Origin of the sequence: Vibrio harveyi, from assembly GCF_030060435.1 — a bacterium.
GTDB lineage: Bacteria > Pseudomonadota > Gammaproteobacteria > Enterobacterales > Vibrionaceae > Vibrio > Vibrio harveyi.
Genome location: NZ_CP125876.1, coordinates 131,545 through 151,119 on the forward strand (window position 1 = coordinate 131,545; position 19,575 = coordinate 151,119).

Annotated in this window: 15 protein-coding genes; 9 read left to right on the forward strand and 6 right to left on the reverse strand. The window is 41.3% G+C overall.

The genetic code is table 11. The annotated features are described in order from the left end of the window. Positions 1-58: 58 nt before the first annotated feature. From QMY49_RS17060 to QMY49_RS17075, 4 genes are all read left to right on the forward strand, one after another. Positions 59-313 (forward strand): hypothetical protein, encoded by a 255-nt coding sequence (locus QMY49_RS17060; RefSeq protein WP_026000163.1) that lies wholly within the window; start codon positions 59-61, stop codon positions 311-313. A 372-nt stretch (positions 314-685) separates the two neighbouring features. Continuing rightward, positions 686-1,702 carry a GGDEF domain-containing protein gene (locus QMY49_RS17065; RefSeq protein WP_009697206.1) on the forward strand — a complete coding sequence of 339 codons (1,017 nt, stop codon included), beginning with the start codon at positions 686-688 and terminating at the stop codon, positions 1,700-1,702. Positions 1,703-1,766: 64 nt separating this feature from the next. Beyond that, positions 1,767-2,582, forward strand: a complete 816-nt coding sequence (locus QMY49_RS17070) for a helix-turn-helix domain-containing protein (RefSeq protein WP_005451271.1) — start codon at positions 1,767-1,769, stop codon at positions 2,580-2,582. Continuing rightward, a complete protein-coding gene (locus QMY49_RS17075) occupies positions 2,582-3,235 on the forward strand; it encodes a LuxR C-terminal-related transcriptional regulator (RefSeq protein WP_258456178.1) in 654 nt (217 codons plus the stop codon). Before QMY49_RS17070 ends, QMY49_RS17075 begins: the two co-directional genes overlap by 1 nt. A 67-nt stretch (positions 3,236-3,302) precedes the next feature. On the opposite strand, the gene QMY49_RS17080 is transcribed toward QMY49_RS17075, so the two are convergent. Further along, positions 3,303-5,720, reverse strand: a complete 2,418-nt coding sequence (locus tag QMY49_RS17080) for a beta-mannosidase (protein WP_258456177.1) — start codon at positions 5,718-5,720, stop codon at positions 3,303-3,305. 292 nt (positions 5,721-6,012) lie between these two features. Between QMY49_RS17080 and QMY49_RS17085 the strand changes: the two genes are divergently transcribed. After that, the gene (locus QMY49_RS17085) at positions 6,013-7,596 is read left to right on the forward strand and encodes a BCCT family transporter (RefSeq protein WP_283315650.1); all 1,584 of its coding nucleotides are present in this window, start codon (positions 6,013-6,015) and stop codon (positions 7,594-7,596) included. A 102-nt stretch (positions 7,597-7,698) separates the two neighbouring features. Here QMY49_RS17085 and QMY49_RS17090 read toward each other — a convergent pair whose 3' ends face one another. Further along, on the reverse strand, positions 7,699-9,300 hold the full coding sequence (locus QMY49_RS17090) for a long-chain fatty acid--CoA ligase (RefSeq protein ID WP_009697210.1): 1,602 nt from the start codon (positions 9,298-9,300) through the stop codon (positions 7,699-7,701). Positions 9,301-9,604: 304 nt separating this feature from the next. On the opposite strand from QMY49_RS17090, the gene QMY49_RS17095 reads away from it, so the two are divergent. Continuing rightward, a complete protein-coding gene (locus QMY49_RS17095; protein WP_050902193.1) occupies positions 9,605-10,264 on the forward strand; it encodes an HAD family hydrolase in 660 nt (219 codons plus the stop codon). Positions 10,265-10,322: 58 nt separating this feature from the next. Here the strand turns inward: QMY49_RS17095 and QMY49_RS17100 are convergent, their stop codons facing one another. The 4 genes from QMY49_RS17100 to QMY49_RS17115 form a co-directional block, all read right to left on the reverse strand. Continuing rightward, a complete protein-coding gene (locus QMY49_RS17100; protein ID WP_272760339.1) occupies positions 10,323-11,117 on the reverse strand; it encodes a hypothetical protein in 795 nt (264 codons plus the stop codon). 44 nt (positions 11,118-11,161) lie between these two features. Beyond that, positions 11,162-12,007: an Mg-dependent DNase gene (locus QMY49_RS17105; RefSeq protein WP_272760338.1), complete on the reverse strand. Its 846-nt coding sequence runs from the start codon at positions 12,005-12,007 to the stop codon at positions 11,162-11,164. Between the two features lie 73 nt (positions 12,008-12,080). Next, positions 12,081-12,905 (reverse strand): DNAase, encoded by an 825-nt coding sequence (locus tag QMY49_RS17110; protein WP_274792928.1) that lies wholly within the window; start codon positions 12,903-12,905, stop codon positions 12,081-12,083. Positions 12,906-12,973: 68 nt separating this feature from the next. Beyond that, positions 12,974-13,807 carry a DNAase gene (locus QMY49_RS17115; protein ID WP_283315661.1) on the reverse strand — a complete coding sequence of 278 codons (834 nt, stop codon included), beginning with the start codon at positions 13,805-13,807 and terminating at the stop codon, positions 12,974-12,976. Positions 13,808-14,378: 571 nt separating this feature from the next. Between QMY49_RS17115 and QMY49_RS17120 the strand changes: the two genes are divergently transcribed. From QMY49_RS17120 to QMY49_RS17130, 3 genes are read left to right on the forward strand one after another with little or no spacing between them, the layout of a single operon-like run. Then, positions 14,379-15,035 (forward strand): TetR/AcrR family transcriptional regulator, encoded by a 657-nt coding sequence (locus QMY49_RS17120; RefSeq protein ID WP_005449834.1) that lies wholly within the window; start codon positions 14,379-14,381, stop codon positions 15,033-15,035. Continuing rightward, complete coding sequence (locus QMY49_RS17125; protein WP_049536346.1) at positions 15,022-16,350, forward strand: efflux RND transporter periplasmic adaptor subunit; 1,329 nt, start codon at positions 15,022-15,024, stop codon at positions 16,348-16,350. The genes QMY49_RS17120 and QMY49_RS17125 overlap by 14 nt, the downstream gene beginning before the upstream one ends. After that, positions 16,347-19,448, forward strand: a complete 3,102-nt coding sequence (locus QMY49_RS17130; protein ID WP_114321703.1) for an efflux RND transporter permease subunit — start codon at positions 16,347-16,349, stop codon at positions 19,446-19,448. The genes QMY49_RS17125 and QMY49_RS17130 overlap by 4 nt, the downstream gene beginning before the upstream one ends. Positions 19,449-19,575 lie beyond the last annotated feature (127 nt).

A 19,575-nucleotide genomic window follows, 5' to 3' on the forward strand; every position in this document is an offset into this window, starting at 1 on the left:
TTGTATAATGTTGACCTTGAAATATTTTGTTACGAACTCTGTAACTCTTGAGATGAACATGAACAGCAGCAGATGGGTAGGCCTTTCAATTGGCACCCTCTTTTTAATCGGAACCCTTATTCTTTTTGGTTCGACCGTACACGCCTCTTGGTACAAGATCCCAATGGAAGCCGTGAATGGCATTGCTTTTACCCTGTCATTCGGCTTAGGGCTGAATCACTTGTTTGCCTACATTTCTGCGTTTATTACCCTTGCAGCCTTATTCTATCTTGGTTATGCAATAGGTTACCGTATCCACCAAAAACTCAAGTAGACATCTCAAACTTAAGACTCATTTTCATCACCCAGCATAGCACTTAAGTACTAGTTTTTCCTCAATAATTTACCGGTTAACGCACTTTTTACGCGGACATATTGAGATCGGAGCATTTTCCCGAAAACCGTATAGTTTTATGCAACCCCGCCTCATAGAATAGTTTATAAAAACGGCAGTAGGTATCGAGCAACTATATGAAATGCAGTGTCGCTTGCAGACGAGAAAAACGCCCGAAAAAGCATATGCGCCTCGCATTTCCTTATTTATGCGGGGCTGGTTCTATGTTTCTCTCGTCCTCCATCCACACTCAACCCATACAGAATCCTCTCTCTGACTGCCCATTATTTGCTGTTCCTTTGAGACATAACTATGGACAGAACGCAGTTCACCAAAATTTTTACGCGCTACTATATGCGCTCCACAAGTCTTGGGATTCTTATCACCTTAGTCGCTTGTGCAATCAGAGGGGTTGATTATGTTGTATACCTTCCTTATATATTTTCCGCGATGGTCTGTTTTGCCTACCTTTGGGTGGGCAAATCATTTGCACTCGAGCAAAAGCATCAGTCTGTTGTCATCGCTCTGATCCTCGGCTACACCCTCACTTTTTACCTGTATTACTTCTTAGGCGGGCACTTTCTCTTCTCTTCGTTAGTCACCGTGAATCTCCTTTTAACCCTGATTGAGTTTGGCGTATTTTGGTCGGCACTCACATATGTCTTATCAATGGCAATCTGCTTTAACATTGATTTGATAACCGCAGGTAATTACCTGTTTAAACTACAGGGTTTAAGTGAGTTCTCCATTCGGAGCACGTTTCTTTACTTGTTCAATCTCTTTATTTACCAAGGCTTGCGCTCCATCGAGTGCTATTGGTTTAGCGCCTGGCAAACGCAATATGAACAAGTTGAAAAACTAGAAAGACTGCTCGAGATTGACGAGCTAACAGGGTGTTATTCCCGATTCAAAGGCAATCAGTTGATCGAACAACAGATACAACGAGCTCAACCGTTTACTCTGTTATATATCGACTTAGATGGCTTTAAATCGGTGAATGACGAATTCGGTCATGACGCCGGAGACAAAGTACTACAAATCACCGCCCAGCGTATTTTAAACCTACTCAGTGGTGGTCAGTTCGCAACAAGGATAGGTGGTGATGAGTTTATTGTTTGCCTCCCTGAGCTAGAAAGTACAAAGGACTTAGAACAATTTCAGTCTTCGCTGCACCAAGCGTGTAGCGCACCTATTTTTATCCATTTTCAAAACGTTCACATCGGTTTGAGTGTTGGTATTGCACGTTTCCCTTATGAGGGCAATAGCAGCGATTCCTTAATCCAGCACGCAGACCAAATGATGTATCTCACTAAAAGATCAAGAACATAGATTTGCGACTCATACCGAGTCGTTTCAAGCAATCAAAAATATAATGAGTTCAGGACGTAGATATATGGTTAGCAAGTTAGAATTTTCGCATGCTGTTGCAACAATTCGAAAGGAGAGAGGTTTAACTCAAGGTCAGTTGGCAGACGAGTTAGCGCGGAGTTACAGTGCTTTTGAAAGCTTAAATCAACCTACATTAAGTCAATGGGAAAGCGGAAAAGTCACACCGAGTTTATTAAAAAGGCTCGCCTTCTCTCATTATATTGGTGAGCAATATCAATATACCTCAAGCGAGTATAAGCGCGTTAAAGCCTCGCAAAGTAAAAACATTTATTTAAGCTTTAAAGACATTGTTTATGAGTATCAAGTCACCGATGTAAAGAGTTGCTCACTCAATCAAATAAGCGCGTCGGAGTATCAACAAATTGATGCAGTCCACAAGCAGTTAATCACCCCAGGCGGTATGGCAGATACGCTCAATCAATTTGATGAATCTTCAAGTAAGGTACGCCTGTATTACTGTAAAGGCATGTTAGTCGGACACCTTATTTATCAAGAGCTGAGGTCTGAATTTAGGATTCTAAGCTTATGGCATTTGGGGCGCTCTATCCTGAAGTTTTTAGTCACCGATATCATCCAAGTCATGGGGAATGCGGTTGTCCACTTTCCGGTTCATGAACCCGTGGTAAAGCAACTTTTATTCGACATTTTTATACGGGATTTCTATCACCATCGGCGAGTCACGTACTTCAAAGCACCCGCCACTCAAATATTTGAAAACCCAATGGTTAAACACTGCTTCGATGGATTCTTAGATCTTGTTTTGTATCGCTTCCATCAAGTAGGAAATGAATTTATGCAGTCTCGACAGGAGGCCCACTAATGATGAATAACAATCCAACCACCAACACCATCTTATTATTCACTTGCAACAACATTCAAGGAAGAGGCTTACAGACGACAATCGAACAACAGCTTGGTCAACCAGTCCTCTTGGCGAAAGGATCAAGTACTGATCTTCCTGTTTATCGCGATGAACACTATGTTGCTATTGTCGACAGTTCACTGCCAGATCTCTCTGGGGTTAAAGTCATGCTCAACGAGCTCGATCACGTTGATGCGACCGTTTTGGTTAATGCCGAACCTAATTTGGGCATCGAGAGTCTGCTCTCTTGGTCGAACTTAAAAGGTCTGTTTTACTTCGATGAAGATTTTGACAAGGTGATTCGAGGATTAAAAGGTGTTGTGAATGGTGAAAACTGGCTCTCACGCGACATACTCAATCGTTTAGTGAGCTATCTTGTAAACTTAAATCACTCGATTGCTGAGCTCGACACGAAACTCGAAATTGAGCTAACTCGACGTGAAATGCAAGTACTTACAGCGCTTTGCCAAGGAGGTTCTAACCTCGATATCGCCGACTCGTTGTTTGTAAGTGAGCACACTGTAAAGTCGCACCTCTACAGTATCTTTCGCAAACTTGAAGTGAAGAATCGAATGCAGGCGATCACTTGGGCAAAACGAAACCTGTTCTAAATCAAGCCGTTCTCAGGCTGAGAAATCAAAAGGGAGCACGGAAGCCCCCTTTCAAAAGTGCTTTCCGTTATTGCATCAAGTGGTAAACACGCAGAGACTCTGCCATTGCCGCCCAATCGTCACCCAAGAATGTTAACGTAACGGGCTGGTTTGCCAATAAAGTGATGCTTGAATCTTCAAAGCGCCCAGCCGTATCACACTCCAAATGAACAAAAAACGCCGCTTTATTTGCCCGTAGGGTCACTTGGTTTGCTTCAATCGTTACTTCAATATTTGCTTTAACCATAGGTAGCGTCTTAAGTTCATGAGTGCTAAACCAGGTATTGTTGATCCGTTCATCACCCACCTGCGCTTCCACATACAAGAACCCAGACTTCAGGTCGCCCAAACCAACTAGGTCAACCTGCTCATCTAAAGACCAAATGACAGTATTGCTATCATTCGTCACCGTTTTCTCTATCTGCCAAGTTTTCTCAATTTCGCCTTGCCAATTAACCCAATGAAGTTGAATATCCGCACTAACTGGTATTTTGGCATCGTTGAGCAGATGCAGACTCAAGTTGCCTGTGTGCTCCGAGAACACGAAATACTGAGGTGCAAAGAAGCGTTTCGCATGGTAATGCAACTGCTTCCAACGACCACTGTATTCGATGCTAGACCATGAACTCACAGGCCAGTTGTCATTAAGTTGCCAATACAACATGCCACGACATATCGGTGCGATGGCTCGCCAATGGTCACACGCAGTTTTGATAGCCATCGCTTGCTGCACTTGGCTAAGGTACAACATTTGCTCAAAGCCGCTAGGAAAACGGAAATATCGGGTGAACATCTCAGTAATGATGCTGTTACCACGTGGGTTCTTTTGGTGCTGCTCAAAGGTAGGTGACGTAACGTTCCAGTCTTGTTCCGGTACAAACTGTTTTGCTTCCGCAAACGAAGGCCAAGATTGGAAACCAAATTCTGAGCAAAAGCGAGGATTAATGTTTAGGTAGGCATTAAATGATTTTCCTGAATGCCACACATCCCAAAAATGCATGTCACCTTTACTGTCATCATGCCAAGCATCTCCGAAGTCCAGTTCACCATTACAAGGAGAGCTCGGCCAAAAACGACGAGATTCGTCTAACTGTCCGATCACCTGCTCTATCATACGGTTGAGACGGTCATAGTTCACCGTATATTTCACTTTGTTATGCTTGGATTCGTCATACCAGCCAATAGCTCCAATAACTTCATTGTCGCCACACCATAACGCAATAGATGGGTGTTCTTTTAAGCGTGGAATTTGGAAACGCAGTTCTTGTTCAACTTCTTTTAAGAAGTCATCGCTAGAAGGGTAAAGCGAACAAGCAAACATCATGTCTTGCCAAACTAACAGCCCCAGTTCATCACACAAGTCATAGAAGGTTTCACTCTCATACTGCCCACCACCCCAGACACGAATCATGTTCATGTTGGCATCAACGGCACTTTGTAAAAGCGTTCGGTAGCGGGTTTCGCACTCACGCCCCGGCATGGCATCGATCGGAATCCAGTTCGCCCCCTTAGCATTAATCGGAGTGCCATTAATGATGAATTCCATCGCCGATCCGTGTTCATCAGCTTGATTATTTAAGCTCAACTCTCGTAAACCAATCTTACGGACTAGAGTTTGTTCACCAGAAGTGACTGAGATGGAATAGAGGTGCGCTTCACCATAACCAGCCGGCCACCAAAGCTTAGGTTCGCTTACAAGGAACTCACAGTGATAGTGACCACTTCCTTCGGTTTGGAGCACTTGTCGTTCACCGTTAAAATTAACAATGATTTCATGACATTGATTGCCAGTCTCTACCTCTATAAGAACGTCAACCAATACACTTCCATCTGTCTGCCATTGCTGGTTTGTGGAGAAGCTTTTTAACCACACGTCCTCGACAACATCGATTTGAATCGGGTCATAGATACCCGAGACCATTAAACAAATACCCCAATCCCAGCCCGAATGACATTGGGTTTTGCGGAGCAAATTCATGTGTGGAATTTGGTTGTTGCCCATTGCAGAAGGAATAGGAAACGGCAGTTTCTTTGCTCGCTCTGCGCCTTCTAAGTCTACGCGAGCAAACTCAACTCGAATCGTGTTAGTGCCTTGTTTTAAGTAAGGTTTAATATCAAGACATTGTTGGGCAAACATGTTGCTGCAAGTTAGTACTTGCTCACCATTAATGTAAAACGTCGCTAAAGTATCAACGCGAGTAAGTGTCATCCAAACTTGTTTGGCAAAGAGCACTGCGTCATCCACATCAAACTGACGTGAAATGTGCCAATCACACGTTTCAATCCAACGAACTTTCGCTTCGTTATCCGCAAAATAAGGATTAGGGATGAGCTCTGCTTGTAACAACGCAGAAACGTTGTCTCCAGGCAAAGTCATTGGAATATCGATATCTGGGTGCTGTGGTGAAGTTAACTGCCACATTCCATTGAGTTCAACATGAGCCATAGGATAAGACCTTTAATTTTTATTAGAACAGGTTGGCTCAATGTAATCCTGAGATGTCCTTGCAAGAATAAGGGAAATGTCATTTACGTATGAAATGCGGCGCACTTCACGCAAAAAATCTCTACCCCAAAATCAGTAATTTGCTTCAGATTTCCATAATTAATCTGGCTCTACGGTTATATTGGTGTGCTCAACGTGCTAGTATCAGCGGCTTTTTGATCATCCTCACACTTTTCGAGCTATTCGTGTGAGGGAAATGCACGGCTTCCGAGCCCTAAAAAGCGAAGTAATTATGTCAAATATGACGAACGCCGCCTCTCATGCTCCTATTCAGGAGGCAGACTATTCTGCGATTCATCCTCCTTCCCTTCTCAAGCGTCTTGAACTCACTAACCCTGTTTTTTGGTTAAGTGGTAGCTTCCTCACTGTGTTTGTTTTGCTAGCTCTAACGAATACAGACTCTCTGACCGCAATGGTTAATGCAGGCTTTGGCTTTGCAACTCAATACTTCGGTGCCTTCTGGCAAGTATTACTCCTTCTGAATTTCCTTATTGGTTTGGCTATTGCGCTAGGTCGTACGGGTTACGTACGCTTAGGTGGTTTAGCGAGACCAGATATCGATACCTTTAAATGGCTATCAATCGTACTTTGCACCCTACTTGCTGGTGGCGGTGTATTCTGGGCTGCAGCTGAGCCTATTGCTCACTTTGTTTCTGCACCACCTTTATATGGTGAAGCCTCACCAAAAGCCTCTGCAATCAATGCGCTTTCTCAGTCTTTCATGCATTGGGGCTTCCTTGCTTGGGCTATCTTAGGTTGTCTTTCTTCTGTGGTGTTAATGCACCTTCACTACGACAAAGGTTTACCGCTTAAACCACGCACTTTGCTGTACCCTGTGTTTGGCGACAAAGCGATTCACGGTCGAATTGGTGATGTCGCAGACGCGTGCAGCATCATTGCTGTAGCCGCTGGTACTATTGGTCCAATCGGCTTTTTAGGTCTACAAATCAGCTACGCATTGAACTCTCTGTTTGGTTTGCCAGATACCTTCATTACTCAAAGCCTGGTGATTGTCGCTGCGATTCTCATGTACACTTTGTCAGCGCTAAGCGGCGTGAGCAAGGGCATTCAACTTGTTAGCCGTTACAACATTGTGTTGTCTGTAGCATTGATTGGTTACATTCTGTTCTTCGGACCAACTAGCTTTATTGTGGATGGTTACGTGCAAGGCATTGGTCGCATGGTTGATAATTTCTTCCCAATGGCGCTTTATCGTGGTGACACAGAATGGTTAAGTTGGTGGACGGTTTTCTTCTGGGGTTGGTTTATTGGTTACGGACCAATGATGGCGATTTTCATTGCTCGTATTTCACGAGGCAGAACCATTCGTCAGTTGATCCTCTCTATCAGCATCGCTGCGCCTTTGATCACCTGCTTCTGGTTCAGCATTGTTGGCGGCAGCGGCTTAGCCTTCGAGCTAGAAAACCCAGGTTTGATTTCATCAGCATTCGAAGGCTTTAACCTTCCCGCAGTTCTACTTGCCATTACCTCTGAATTGCCATTCCCAATGGTGATTTCAGTATTCTTTTTGATCCTGACTACGACTTTTATCGTAACGACTGGTGATTCAATGACTTACACCATTAGTGTCGTGATGACGGGTTCTACCGAGCCAAATGCCGTTATTCGTTCATTTTGGGGCTTGATGATGGGGGTGGTGGCAATCGCACTTATTTCTATGGGCTCAGGTGGTATCTCTGCACTGCAGTCTTTCATCGTCATTACGGCAGTACCCGTGTCTTTTATTCTGCTGCCAAGCATTTGGAAAGCACCAAGCATCGCGAACCACATGGCGAAAGAGCAAGGTTTGATTTAGTACGTTACTGAGTACGCAGCCTTAACTAAATGAAAATCGGCCCCGATAGATAACTTGTGTCGGGGCCGAATATTATGGTTTGGATTCAAAAAGTTTCACTACTTACAGATGAAGTTTACGCAGTTCTTTCTTATCCACTTTACCAACGCTGGTCTTAGCAATCTCGTCCACTATCTTCACTTTAAGTAATAATGCTTCTCTAGCAAGAATCCCTTTATTGATGAAGTCTTTCGCAAAACCTAACAGTTCCTTTTCTGTGACTTGAGCGTCTTCTTTCAATGTGACCAAAGCTAACGGCACTTCACCCCACTTGTTGTGCGGCATACCAATCACCGCAACTTCGGAAACACTCTGATGCTGGTGGAGAATGTCTTCAAGCTCTAAAGAACTTACCCACTCACCAGATATCTTAATCATATCTTTTACGCGGTCAGTGATCTTGATAAAGCCTTCGTCATCAATATGCGCCACATCACCTGTGTGCAGGTAACCGCCACGCCATAGTGCTTTAGAGTTTTTGTTGTCTTTGTAGTAGTTAGGCGTTAACCAAGGTGCACGAACAACAATTTCACCAGCGGTTTCGCCATCATGAGGCAGTTTGTTCATATCCTCATCCACAATATACGCTTCTACAAGCGCAACTTTCTTACCTGTCTTCGAGCGATATTCCGCTTGTTGGTCGACATCTAACTCTAATTGCTCTGGCGTCAATTGGACGATAGAAAGAATAGGTCCAGTCTCACTCATGCCGTAACCAGCAAATACGTCGATATCACGTTCTAGAGCTGATTTACATAATGCTTTTGGTAGCGCAGCACCACCAATGACGACTTTCCACCCAGAAAAGTCCATCGCCTTCGACTTTGGAGAGCTCAGAAGTAGATGCAAAATAGTCGGCACACAGTGTGAGAACGTCACCTTCTCTTGCTCAATCAGGTTAAGCAAAACATCTGGAACATACTTACCCGGGTAGACTTGCTTAACACCAAGCATGGTTGCCATATATGGAAGCCCCCAAGCATGGACATGAAACATCGGCGTAATCGGCATGTAGATGTCACCTTGATGCAATCGACCTTGTGAAGCGTTGGTACCGATTGTGCTTAATATACCCATAGTATGAAGAACAAGTTGACGATGCGTGAAGAAAACGCCTTTTGGAAATCCTGTAGTACCCGTGGTGTAGAAAGTTGTCGCCACCGTGTTTTCATCGAAATCAGGGAAATTGTATTCCGTGCTTTCCTGTTCAAGAAGGCGTTCATACTCACACTCTTCATCATCACGTAACACAACGTAGCTAGTGACCGTATCAATGCGTCCTTTGATCTGGTCTAAGATTGGTAGAAACTCTTCATGAATAAGAATGATGTCATCTTCGGCATGATCAATGGTGTAAAGGATCTGTTCTGGAGACAAACGAACGTTAATCATGTGCAGCTTGGCACCAATCATTGGGATAGCAAAGTAACACTCAAGGTAACGGTGGGAGTCGTAATCCATCACAGCAACCGTATCGCCTTTTTTCACGCCCATTTTGGTAAGCGCGTTGGCAAACTGTCTTACACGATCATGAAACGTTTTGTAGCTATGACGGCGGTGGTTAGCGTAGACGATTTCTTGCTCTGGGTTGAAAGCAACTGGGGAAAACAGCAAGTTTTTAATTAGTAACTGATAATTGGATGGATCATTTACATACTGGTTCATATCGGGGGTTCTTTTTGTATTTTTCTTAACGTTCGCTTTGCGAGTGACTCTATTATCGCTCAAAAGCGTGACTGTATTCAGTACACAAGAATAAGATTAGATTCGAAAGTTCTATTGTAGCTCTCTAACGCCAACTCAGAAATGCTTCATCCCTAATCATTGAAACTAAGTTTTGTGATAGTCCGGAGAAAGTGCAACGAAACCGTCACAGTTTGTCGTTAGCATACCTCACACACTCATAAGCCTCGCTCTATACTGAGCGACAAGTTACATCGTCCTCAACCCAACCAGTGAGAACCAAACTATGTCCAAACCTTTGTATGTATTTGATATGGATGAGACCTTAATCAACGCAGATTGTGCAATGATTTGGAATGAGTTTTTGGTGGAGAAAGGCATCGCAACTGAGCCTAACTTTATTGAGGAAGATCTTCGCCTAATGGGCTTGTACGCAGAAGGGAAAATGGAGATGGAAGATTACCTAGCGTTTTCCATGAAGCCAATAGAAAACATGCCGATTAAAGAAGTCAACGCCTTGGTTGAAGAGTGCGTTGAAAAGCATATTCTGGCTAAACAGTACCCTCAAGCCAAAACGCTCATTGAACAACTGTCTGGTGATGGTATTGATATGGTCATCATCTCTGCAAGTGTCACTTTTTTAGTGACAGCTGTTGGACGACATCTGGGTATTCCGACTGCTCTTGGAATTGACTTGGTGGTGGCTGATAACCGCTATACCGCAGAAATCGATGGAATCCCAAGTTACCGAGAAGGCAAAGTTACCCGATTAAAACAGTGGCGGGCGACGCAGGCAAAGTCCTATTCGGAAATCCACTTCTATACTGATTCAATCAACGACTTGCCACTGTGTGAATACGCAAATTACGTCTACCTTGTGAATCCATGCCCTCGCTTAAAAGTGCACGCTGATAGACCGAATTGGACCTTGTTGAATTGGGGTTAGTGGTTCAACACTAACTGCTAATAGGTAGATAAAAAATCATGCTCTGATGAAACCTAGCCTACTTCAGCAAGTGCTCAGAAGAGCCTTCTTCAATATATTTAGAAACATGTAATGAAGACACTATAATCTCTTCTGCCTGTTTCGAATTTTCGAAGCAGACACCCATATATTTATCATTCCATCCATCATGGTGGACTTCCAAATTAATATATCCATATTCATTTAGGATATAGAAATATTGATTCTTTAGATTTGATTCTGAACGAACCTCTTCATACATTATATAATTATCCCTAAAAACAAATTCAGGATTTTTTATTAAAACTTCTTGAATTCGTTTATTTATAAGGCTTTCCTTAAGTCTAAAATCACCAATAATGTAATTTTCGTTGAAATGTTCATTAATTGACTTAATTTTAAATTTATTATACCCTCTTCCTGTTTCAGGATCATATTCCTCTGCGTTATAGAATGTTTCATATCTTTGTTCAATATCTCTTTTTATACAATCCATGTCTATTTCTTTTTTATGTTTAAAAAGAAAAGGGATCAATTGAATTTTAATGGTCAATTTACCATAGTAACTATAATTCATAGGGTATGGAATTAACGTATGGTAAAACCAATCTAAACGTGATATTTCAATAATATCGTTATGATATTTAGTTTTTGAATTCTTAAGATAGTATTCAAAATCCACTTCTGGCAAATTACTACTTAGACTAGTTTCGTTAAACCCTTCAGGAACAGTCAAGTCACAAATTAAACTACCAAACCGATAGAGTCTTTGTTGCGTTTGAGCAAGCTTAGCTCCTGCCCGAAACTTAAGATTAAAAAATGAAGAAATGTACATCAGTGCTTTCCTATTTTCGCATATTTTCTTACCATCCTCGCCTTTTACTTTACATCATTCCCTCGCAACTTTTCCTCAGCAGAATTTAAACAAGAGTCAATATAATTAGACAATTCCAATCGTTCTAACATTTCTTTTTCGAATTTTTCATCGGCATTACTCACCCAATTTAACAATTTTTTATTTGTATAACTAGAGTCTAATTTATACCAAAACTCTACACTAAGATAAAATCCACCACTAATTATTATGTTATATACTCGCTTTAGATCATATTTATAATAAACGTTTCCTTCTTCATATTTAACACATCGATGATTACCTATATTTACCTCTTTACATTTAATAGGTGGATACCCCAAAAAGAAACTATGTATAAGATATTTTTCTTTTTTCTTTATTTTATCTTCATCGTCAGGATTAACTCCCCAACGCTGATCTGCAATTATTCTGGCATCATTCATTAAGTCTGTATGATAACCACGCATAGAATCACTGCATGGATTAGGATCATGATAATAGTCGTTATATTCTCTTTCTATAAAATTTGATAATTCATTTTCAGTTTCAATAGTAGCATTTGATTTTTTAATTCTTAAATTAATATACAGTTTACCTAAAGTGTTCACAGGAAAAATATAATTTGTTACTATCTTCCTGAAAGGATAACCAACATAGAATAGATTGACATATTTCTGATGTATATACTCAGTAGATTTAATATTAAAGTCTTCCAAAAGAAAGCTATCTTCGTAATGACGCTTTTCCAATATATCTTTCGGGAATTCAAATTTAATCAAGTAATCGTCGACTCTAAAAATATCGATGGACATTTCAGATAAGTCAGGCTTCCCTTTGAAACCATCTAGGAGCAATTTAAATATTTTCAAATTTCCATCCTATTTAATTCAATAATTAATTTACATAAAATTCACTGATAAAAATATGATATTTAGCTAATGTTTAAGCTTTAATGTTATAAACCATTGAGGAATCAATACAATTTGAAATTTCCAATCGTTCTAACACTTCTTTTTCAAATGTTTCGTCAGCTCTTTCAATCCATTTCAAAAACTTTTTCTTAGGATAGCCATATTGAGTTACATACCAAAACTCAATACTTAAGCAGAATCCATCTTTAATGATTAAATTATATACTCGACTGAACTCCCCTTTATACTTTAAACTTCCTTCCAAATACTTAGAAAACGTATATTTACCTATTTTTTCATTTTCACACTTTATTGGTGGATAGCTATAGTAAAAACTATCGATAAGATATTTTTCTTTTTCCAATATCATTTCTTCACGCTCTGGGTTTTCTCCCCATTGACGATTTGCTCTTTCAGTAAAATCTCTCATTGACTCTGTATGCTCTCCACGCGTAGAGTCTGAACATGGATTCGGATCATGATAATATTCCAAATATTCTTTTTCTAAGTAGCTTGAGAGCTGATTACTTGTTTTTATATTTCTGTCTATCGACTTTATTTTTATTTTAATAAAAAGATCTCCTTGCTTATTAACCGGAGCAATAGGATTAAAAATCACTCGACTAAAAGGAAAGTTTACAGAAGCCAATTCAATTATTTTTTCATGACCTTCATGAAACGAATTATCATCAAACTTGTCTAGATCAACTACATCATCATATATTGAATATTCATACATATTGTCTGGACATAAGAATAAAACAATGAAATCATCAACTTTAAATATATGATAAAACAAACTAGAAAACTCTGGCTTTTCTTTGAAACCATCTTTTAACTGTTCTAAAAATTTCAATTTTATACTCATTTATCAAAAACACTTTTTTAAAAATTCAACTCTATAAAATATAATCATTCAAAACATTATTCAATCCTCCAATTATCGCCTAGATATGAATCGATAAAAGGTGATATTTCTAATCGTTTCAGCACTTCTTTTTCAAATGTTTCGTCAGCTCTTTCAATCCATTTCAAAAATTTTTTCTTAGGGTAGCCATATTGAGTTGCGTACCAAAACTCGATACGTAGACAGAACCCATCTCTGATGATTACATTATATACTCGACTAAACTCCCCTTTATACTTTAAACTTCCTTCTAAATACTTTGAAAACGAGTGCTTTCCTATTTTTACATTTTTACACTTTATTGGGGGATAGCCGCGGTAAAAGCCATCGATAAGGTATTGTCTTTTTTCTGATATCATTTCTTCAGATTCTGGGTATTCTCCCCATTGACGATTAGCTCTTTTTATAAATTTTTTCATTAACTCCGTATGATATCCACGTTTAGAATCCGAACTTGGATTTGGGTCGTGATAAAAATCAAAATACTCTTTTTCTAAATAATCTGATAGTTGTTCTGTTGTTTTCACATGACTATCTATTGATTTTATTCCTAACCTAACGAAAAGATCACCTTGTTTATTTACAGGTGCTATAGGGTTAAAAATAACTCTACTAAAAGAAAAATTAACATAAGCCAGCTTAATTATATTATCATGATCTTCGTTAACTGAATTGATATTAAAATTATTTAGTTCAATCTTGTTCTCGTATACTGCACCTTCAAATATGTTATCTGGGCATTCAAATAAAATAACTAGATCATCAACTTGAAACGCATGATAAAACAAGCTAGAGAATTCTGGCGCTCCTCTAAAACCATCTTTCAATTGATCTAAAAATTTTATTTTCATACTAATTTTATAATAAATACTCGTTGTAAAATTTCAGTCATATAAAAGAAAACTAATCAAAGAAACTGAATGACTACAATTAATTTTATCTATATTCTCAACTAAATATGAATCGATGAAAGGTGATATTTTCAATCGTTTCAACATTTCTCACTTACTAGGACACGTTAAATCTGACTATAGAAAGACCACACGAACGAAAGGTCGGTAGAGACTCTTTGATGATTACTAATTTTTCCGCGCTTAGTTAGTGTTTTATGTATCATCTTCATCTCACGCAATAAGCATCATTAACGCAGCATGGTAATTGAAAACAGATTCAGTTCGAGATGGTTATGAAGAGGAAATACTGATTTTTCGATTGACTAGAGAATTATATCTTATTGAGAAACATATCGTTTTCATTGGTGTTAGCTTACTCATACTGCGAGTCGTCATGCTCCTCTCGTTGCTCGAAGTCGCCTTCATCACAAATTAATCAATTGATTAAATGGCGATGAATTTTTCGTATGTCGTATAACCAATCGCCGTCTTATAATTAATCAAATGTTTAATATTTTGAGAGGCGACGGTGACAAAAGCTCAAAGAAAAGCAGGAAGACCCACAGACCAAATTGATGCTCGTGAAAAGTTAATATTCCACGCACGCGAGCTCTTCACCATCATGGCCTACGACAAAGTATCCACTCGTTTGGTCGCACAAAAGGCTGGAGTGAATGTCGCGATGATTCGTTACTACTTTGGAAATAAAGAAGGGCTATTTGAAACGATGCTGCGCGAGACACTGTCACCCATGCAGAAGCAATTGCAAGCTCTCGTATCAGACAGCAGTGAGCAAAATTTTCTCGACTTAATGCGTACCTATTACCGAGAAATGATCAAAGTGCCGCAGTTTCCTCGCTTAATAGCTCAAGTCATGCACATGCCTCCTTCCGAAACTCAACGAAAGTTACTTGAAAAAGTATTTGCCGACATCAGCCAACCAATGCAAGGGGTTATCTTCGATAAGTTGGTCGACAGTGGTGTTCTGCGAAAGGGAGCTGACCCGCAACTTTGTCGTGTCTCTTATATCAGCTTAATGGTTTTCCCTTTTATGGCACCACCAGCGCTGCTCGCCATACACGGTATTGAACTCTCAGAAGCATTCTTGAACCGATTGTTCGAACACAACATACAACTGATGAAACATGGACTCTTAGACTCGGGCGACCAATATGAAAATGAATAAAAAACTGCTGTTCTTTCCTGCCCTTGCTGCCGGGATCGTCATTCTGCTTTTGGCAATTAACCTCAAACCAGATTTGCCAGTAAAACCTGCGGGGGATCGCGCAAGGTTAGTCGAAACTGTTCCTCTTGAACTAAAAGCCATTGCACCTATCGCTATTGGGTTCGGAAAAATTACACCCAAAATTGAGTGGAAGGCTATCGCCGAAGTCACTGGAAAAGTAGTTTATCGCCACCCACAATTGGAAAAAGGACAAGTACTACAAGCAGGAACGGAGATCTTAAGGATCGATCCACTCGATTACGAATTAAAACTGGTTCAAGCTCAAGCCGACCTTAAGTCTGCACAAACCTCTCTGGCTAAGCTAAACCAAGAAGAAGCGAACTTAAAAAGCACACTAAAAATTGAAGCGAATCGTTTAGTGATCGCCAACAAGGAACTTGCTCGTAAACAAAACCTACGCAAGAAAGGCTTAACATCACAATCTGATGTGGATCAACAAGAGCAAAGTGCGCTTTCTCAGCGTAAGTTGGTGCTTGATATTGAAAATCAGATAGGTTTGATGCCAGATGAGAAGCGTGTCGCTGAGGCGTTAGTTAAGGTCAACGCTTCGAAAGTGGATGAGGCGAAACGTTCACTTGATAAAACCATCATCACGCTCCCATATGATCTGCGCATTGCTCAGGTGGATATCGAACAAAATCAAGTAGTGAACCTTCAACAAACTATGGTCACAGGGCATGGCATTGATGTGATGGAAGTTGAAGCCCAGCTGTCGATACATGATATGCAAACCCTTGCTTCAAGCATCGGTGAGTTTGTACGTGATGAGTCTGGTATCCCACAACCTGATATGAATGCTATCCACGCCATTATTGAGCTTAATAGCGGCAACCTATCTGCGTCTTGGTCTGCTAAAGTCGCGCGTATCAGTGAGACGGTGGATCCAAGCCAAGCCACCGCTGGGGTGATATTGGAGATTGAGCAAGATTATCGAGCATTGAAACCAACGTCTGTACCACCTCTCGTGAACGGTATGTTTGTACGTGCGTTGATTGAAGGACAACAGAATCCAAGCTGGGTTATTCCTGAACGCGCGCTCCATGGAGACAAGATCTACCTGATGGGTGAAGATAACCGCCTTCAAATCGTGACTGTTGAGGTGCTCTATCGACGCGACAACCAAGTCGTTGTCGAAGGTGCCTTGGAACAAGGTCAAAAGTTAATCATTAATGACCTGTTGCCTGCTATCAACGGCATGTTGTTGAAGGAAGCATCAGAGCAGAGCCAAACGGTGACTGAGGGGTCCGACTCATGATCCGATTCTTTGCAAAACACCCAACCGCAGCCAATTTGTTGATGTTGACGTTGCTTATCTTGGGTATTTCTTCCCTCTCTGGCATCAAGCGAGAAACCTTTCCGGAGTTCGATCCCCCTTATATTCTTGCTGGCGTGGTTTATCCAGGAGCATCCCCTCAAGAAGTGGAAGAGAGTATCTGTGTTCGTATGGAAGACGCCGTAGATGGACTCGCTAATATTGAAGAAACTCAGTGTGAAGCTATTGAAGGGTCAGCTCGTCTCATCTTAAAGTTAAATGAGGACGCCGATATAGGTCGCATGCTCGTTGACGTTCAAACTCAAATTAACTCGATCAATGACTTCCCACAAGAAATTGAGTCGCCCGTAGTTCAAGAACTGGACTGGAACGAGCCTGTCGTTGATGTGGCAATCACTGCAGATACGACTTGGCCGGAATTAAAAGGGTATGCCGAACAACTTAAACGCACACTAAAACTCGATTACGGCGTGTCTTTGGTCGATGTGGCAGGCTTCTCGGATCATCAATACAGGGTAGAGCTTGATACACAAGCGATTCGACAATTAGGTCTGAGTGTAGGTGATATTGCGGAGCAAATTGGTCGTCAAAACGTTAAGTTACCAAGTGGTAATGTTGAAACACCAGACAAAAATTTCCTGATTCGTTTTGACGAACGCCGCGTTACGCCAGAAGAACTAGAAACTATTGTTGTTGGTTCAGGTCCGAATGGCTCAATCATTCGCTTAAAAGACATCGCTACGATTACAGATCGTTTCGAATTAGATGAGCAGAAAGTACTCTTCGATGGTCACCCTTCTGCCCTTCTAAAGATCAGTAAAAACAAAGAAGACGATGCTCTCAGAATTAAAGAACGTGTCGCTCAATTTGTGGAAGAACAGCAAGCCATTGCGCCAGACGGAGTCATGCTACAAATGACCAATGATCTCTCGTCAGTACTTTGGGATCGTCTTACTATGATGGTCAAAAATGGCTGGCAAGGTATCATTTTGGTCTTCGCTACGATGTGGTTGTTTTTTAGCTTTCGCTATTCATTTTGGGTTGCCGCCGGTTTACCTGTTGCATTTTTAGGTGGCTTGTTTTTGATGGCACAGCTTGGACTATCCATCAACATTATGTCCTTAGTCGGCTTGCTAATGGCGATCGGTATCATGATGGATGACGCAATCGTTATAGCAGAGTCCATTGCCGCTCACCTTGACCGAGGCGAAGAGATTGATGACGCCGTTATCAAAGGCGTTAAGAAAGTTTTACCGGGTGTAATTTCTTCCTTCTTAACCACCGTTTGCATCTTTGGTAGCCTGCTGTTTCTACAAGGTGAAATGGGTGCAGTGCTAAAGGCGGTTCCGCAAGTACTTATCTTGGTATTAAGCTTGAGCTTAGTGGAAGCATTTTTGATTCTACCCAACCACTTATCTCATTCACTGCATAAACAAAAACAGGAAAAGACCACACCAAAGTTCAAACAAAAGCTACTGGCATCTTTTGAGAACTTCCGTAATACCACGCTGGTTAATGCCGTAGATAAAGTGGTTGAGTATCGCTACGCTTTCATGGGCAGTGTCATTACTTTGCTGCTGATTTCTGCCGCAACGTTAATTGGCGGTTTGCTTAAGTTCCAGCCCTTCCCTGAGCTAGACGGTGATATTGCCGAAGCTCGTATCATTCTTCCTCCTGGGTCTTCGCTATCCCAAACAGAGGCAGTGGTAGATAAGATCGTCGCATCAGCGCAAAAGCTCGATAAAGAATGGACTGAAAAAGTTGAAGGCGGTAATCCGCTCGTACTACACATAACCAGTCAATTCAACGCGAATGCCGATGCCAACGAATCAGGTCCCCATATCGCAACAGTTAGATTGGACTTATTAGGGGCAGAAAGCCGCAACACTCTCATTGATGACTTTATCGCAGCATGGCGTGAAGATATTGGAGAACTCGCAGATCCTATCTCTCTGGTATTCAAACAACCCACGATGGGACCGGGTGGTCGAGCGATAGAAATTCGTGCAAAACATGATGATCTTGATGCATTGAAAGCGGCTTCGATTGATATTCAACAGTATCTTAATGAATTTGACGGTGTTCATGGCGTGCTTGATGACATGCGCATGGGTAAAGAGGAAGTTCTGGTTAAATTGCGTCCCGGCGCAGAAGCTTATGGCATCAATGGTCAGCTTGTTGCAAACCAACTGCGTGCGGCATTTTTTGGTCAAACCGCTGACGAAATCCAAGTCGGCGTTGAGAATATTTCGATAGAAGTTCGACTAGATAAAACGCAAGCAGGCGACTTACAACAGTTGGCGAACTTTCCGATTATCTTGCCAGACGGTAGCCAAATTCCGCTCGCGACCATTGCAACATTGAATTTCCAGCGCAACTACGTACGCATCCAACGTATTGATGGATTGCGCACGGTGAGCGTATTTGGTGATACCGACAACACCAAGGCAAACTCAACCGCTATCATTCGCCAATTCCAACAAGATGAAGCGCAAAAATTGATGCAGAAGTACCCTGGGTTACGTTTCGACTTTGAAGGTGAAGCTAAAGACACCGCCGAGACCGGAGCCTCTATGGGCAAAGGCTTCTTGCTTGGGTTATTTGGCGTGTTTGCCATCCTAAGTTACCAATTCCGCAGTTACTTGGAACCGTTTGTAGTCATGCTCGCGATCCCACTTGCTTTTATCGGGGTAGTATGGGGGCATATTGTGCTTGGGCATTCCTTAAGTATGCCGAGCATGATGGGCTTTGTCTCATTGGCTGGTATCGTAGTAAACGACTCAATCCTGCTAGTACAGTACATACGCCATCATGTAGATGAAGGTGACAATGTTCATGATTCTGTCGTTAAAGCGAGTAGAGAACGTTTCCGTGCCGTATTCCTAACCTCGATGACAACCGCTGCAGGTTTGCTACCGTTGCTAACGGAAACCAGTTTGCAAGCCCAAGTTATCCAACCTCTGGTTATCTCTATCGTGTTTGGTATTTTCGCCTCGACGTTGTTGGTACTGTTTATGATTCCTGCCGCTTATGCCATTTTGGCTGACTTCGGTCTAGTTCATAAGCACGAAGAGATCTAAAACAATCCGATAAGTTTCCTTATCAAAACAAACAAAAGCGGCTTAGGTCGCTCTTTTTGTTTTCAGTGAAAAACGTTAAAAGCCACACAAACACGTAACAATTAAAAGGTTATTATGAGGCATTAAG

Coding starts and splice junctions, on each gene's coding strand:
- QMY49_RS17060 (WP_026000163.1), top strand. CDS start 59: ATGAACAGCAGCAGATGGGTAGGCCTTTCAATTGGCACCCTCTTTTTA.
- QMY49_RS17065 (WP_009697206.1), top strand. CDS start 686: ATGGACAGAACGCAGTTCACCAAAATTTTTACGCGCTACTATATGCGC.
- QMY49_RS17070 (WP_005451271.1), top strand. CDS start 1,767: ATGGTTAGCAAGTTAGAATTTTCGCATGCTGTTGCAACAATTCGAAAG.
- QMY49_RS17075 (WP_258456178.1), top strand. CDS start 2,582: ATGATGAATAACAATCCAACCACCAACACCATCTTATTATTCACTTGC.
- QMY49_RS17080 (WP_258456177.1), bottom strand. CDS start 5,720: ATGGCTCATGTTGAACTCAATGGAATGTGGCAGTTAACTTCACCACAG.
- QMY49_RS17085 (WP_283315650.1), top strand. CDS start 6,013: ATGTCAAATATGACGAACGCCGCCTCTCATGCTCCTATTCAGGAGGCA.
- QMY49_RS17090 (WP_009697210.1), bottom strand. CDS start 9,300: ATGAACCAGTATGTAAATGATCCATCCAATTATCAGTTACTAATTAAA.
- QMY49_RS17095 (WP_050902193.1), top strand. CDS start 9,605: ATGTCCAAACCTTTGTATGTATTTGATATGGATGAGACCTTAATCAAC.
- QMY49_RS17100 (WP_272760339.1), bottom strand. CDS start 11,117: ATGTACATTTCTTCATTTTTTAATCTTAAGTTTCGGGCAGGAGCTAAG.
- QMY49_RS17115 (WP_283315661.1), bottom strand. CDS start 13,807: ATGAAAATAAAATTTTTAGATCAATTGAAAGATGGTTTTAGAGGAGCG.
- QMY49_RS17125 (WP_049536346.1), top strand. CDS start 15,022: ATGAAAATGAATAAAAAACTGCTGTTCTTTCCTGCCCTTGCTGCCGGG.
- QMY49_RS17130 (WP_114321703.1), top strand. CDS start 16,347: ATGATCCGATTCTTTGCAAAACACCCAACCGCAGCCAATTTGTTGATG.